The sequence below is a fragment of the Halanaerobium saccharolyticum genome, assembly GCF_003053565.1.
Taxonomy (GTDB): domain Bacteria; phylum Bacillota; class Halanaerobiia; order Halanaerobiales; family Halanaerobiaceae; genus Halanaerobium; species Halanaerobium saccharolyticum_B.
On record NZ_QAXS01000091.1, the window covers coordinates 1 to 1,347 of the forward strand.

Annotated in this window: 1 protein-coding gene; it reads left to right on the top strand. The window is 36.7% G+C overall.

The features are described from left to right. Positions 1-241: 241 nt before the first annotated feature. Positions 242-1,347, top strand: a 1,106-nt coding sequence (ltrA, locus tag C8C76_RS14990) for a group II intron reverse transcriptase/maturase (protein ID WP_108143062.1), incomplete at its 3' end; no start/stop codon positions are given.

Below are 1,347 nucleotides of genomic sequence, written 5' to 3' on the forward strand. Positions count from 1 at the left end.
ACAGGAGTGGTAGACAGATTTTAATGGTTTAAACACTGCTTAAAGCAGTGGGTCAGGCTGGTAGCCGGAGGGAGAAATCTAATCTCAAAGGTAGTGGGTCAGGAACACCATAACCTCAGTATTAATATGTCAGAGGGGGCGATTGGTGAGAACCTAAAACGTGGCTGATAATATTATGAAGACAGGGTCTGTTTAACTGGACTGTAAAGTTAGAGACTGGTAAGTCGTGAAGTAAGGATTGGTGAAAGAAATAACTGAAAGAAAATACTACACTCTTAAAGATAAAGTAATAAAGATTAGTAATATGAAAACAGCCGCAAAACATGTCTTAGATAATGGTGGTAGTGCAGGTGTTGATAGGATAGATACAGTAGAATTCAAAGAAAACTATTCAGTCCACATGAGAGAATTATACAGAGAATTTTTAGAAGATAGATATCAACCCAAACCAGCACTTAGAGTATTCATTCCAAAAAGTGATGGAAGACAGAGACCACTTGGAATACCCACAGTTAAAGACAGAATAGCTCAGGCTGCAGTCAGAGGAATACTGGAGCCGATATATGAAAAAGAATTCTGTGACTGTTCTTTGGGGTTTAGAAAAGGTAAATCGCAGATAGACGCGATAAACCAAGTAGAAAAATACAAGGAACAGGGATACAAATGGGTATTAGATGCAGATATCAAAGGGTTTTTCGATAATATAGATCATGAGCTTTTAATAGAACTCATCAAGCAAAAGGTAACCGATGGATGGGTAATTGAAATAATAAAATCGTGGCTGACCATGGGAGTCATGAAAGATGGAGAATATATACCCACAGGAAAAGGTACACCGCAGGGTGGTGTAATATCACCACTTCTGGCGAATATCTTTCTGCATCAGTTCGATAAAGTAATGGTAGAAAGAGGGTACAAACTGGTACGATTTGCTGATGATTTTGTGGTAATGACAAAATCAAAAAGGAAAGCTAAAAGAGCTTATGAGATAGTTAAAGAAATTATCACAGAAAAACTTAAATTAGAACTGCATCCGGATAAGACAGTAATAACTAACTTTGGTGACGGTTTTGTATTTTTGGGATTTGAATTCATAGCCTGGAGGTACAAAAGACCGAGAAAGAAATCATTAGAAAAATTCAAAGATAAGGTTAGAAAAGTTACTAAAAGAAATCAGCCCTGGAAAGTGGAATCAATCATAAAAAGGTTAAATGCTAAAATATATGGCTGGGCTAATTATTTCGGTCATGGTAATGTGAAGAAACTTTTTAGGTGCCTAGATGGATGGATACGAATGCGGCTAAGGTCATATATGGAGAAAAAGAAAGCAGTTAAGAATCAAAACAA